General features: G+C 67.0%; 2 protein-coding genes. Both read left to right on the top strand.

The window, feature by feature from the left end; translation table 11 throughout:
- Window positions 1-723: MetQ/NlpA family ABC transporter substrate-binding protein (locus ACOADB_RS10045; protein ID WP_378597819.1), on the top strand; the 723-nt coding region annotated here is incomplete at its 5' end.
- 11 nt (window positions 724-734) lie between these two features.
- Window positions 735-1,421 (top strand): methionine ABC transporter ATP-binding protein (locus ACOADB_RS10040; RefSeq protein ID WP_378597818.1); only part of this gene is annotated, 687 nt, incomplete at its 3' end.

The raw sequence follows: 1,421 nt of genomic DNA, 5'->3' as shown, positions 1-1,421 counted from the left end.
AAGGAGGCCGGCATCGACCTGGAGGTCAAGGACTTCGCCAGCTACCCGCTGCCCAATCCCGCACTGAGCGAGGGCGAGCTGGACGCCAACCAGTTCCAGCACATTGTCTACCTCGCCGAGCACAACGTCGCGAACAACGACGACCTGGTCCCGATCGGCTCCACCGCGATCTACCCGCTCGGCCTCTACTCGAAGAAGTACGACGACGTCGCCGACATCAAGGACGGCGACACGGTCGTGGTCCCCGATGACGACTCCAACCAGGCGCGCGGCCTGCTCGTGCTCCAGTCGGCCGGCCTGGTCACGCTCAAGGACGGCGGCTCGATCTTCTCGACCGTGGCCGACGTCGACGAGTCGGCTTCGCGGGTCAAGGTGAAGGCCGTCCAGGCGGACCTGACGGTCACGTCGCTGCCCGACGTGGCGGCCGCGATCATCAACAACGACTTCGTCGCCGACGCCGGCCTGGAGTTCGACGACGCCATCGCCCAGGACGACCCCTCGTCGGAGAAGGCGCTGCCCTACGTCAACATCTTCGCGGTCCGTGCCGAGGACAAGGACAACCCGGTCCTGCTGAAGCTCGTCGAGATCTACCAGCAGACGCAGGCCGTGCTCGACGGCGCCGACGAAGCATCGGGCAACACCGCCGAGTTCCTCACGATCAGCCAGGCCGACCTCGAGAAGAGCCTGCACCAGGTCGAGGCCCAGATCCGCGAGAAGAAGTAGGCGCCACTCTGATGGGACTCGTGGAACTGCGGGGTGTCGTCAAGGAGTTCGCTCCGGTACGACGTGGCGACACCCCGATCCGTGCCGTGGACGGTGTCGACCTGACCGTCGAGCAGGGCGAGATCTTCGCGATCGTCGGGTACTCCGGCGCCGGGAAGTCGACCCTCGTCCGGCTGGTCAACGCACTGGAGCCTGCCACCTTGGGGAGCGTGGTGGTCGACGGCGTCGACATCACCACGCTCTCCGAGCGCGAGCTGCGCAAGGTGCGGCTCGACATCGGCATGGTGTTCCAGCAGTTCAACCTGCTCGACTCGCGCACCGTCTGGGGCAACCTGGCGTTCCCGCTCACCGTGGCGGGAACGCCGCGACGGGATCAGCAGAAGCGGATCTCGGAGCTGCTGCACTTCGTCGGCCTCGGCGACAAGGCGCATGCCCGCATCGATGAGCTCTCGGGCGGACAGAAGCAGCGCGTCGGCATCGCCCGTGCACTGGCCACCAACCCGCAGCTGCTGCTGGCCGACGAGGCCACCAGCGCGCTCGACCCCGACACGACCCGCGACGTCCTCGACCTGCTCGCGAAGGTCAACCGGGAGCTCGGCATCACCATCCTGCTCATCACCCACGAGATGGACGCCGTACGACGGATCGCCCACCGCGTCGCGGTCATGGAGAACGGGAAGGTCGTGGAGGAGGGCGTC

This window comes from Nocardioides sp. CPCC 206348, from assembly GCF_048654705.1.
Classification (GTDB): domain Bacteria; phylum Actinomycetota; class Actinomycetes; order Propionibacteriales; family Nocardioidaceae; genus Nocardioides.
The sequence above is the reverse complement of the archived record's forward strand: the minus strand, read 5'-3'. Positions and strand labels throughout refer to the sequence as shown.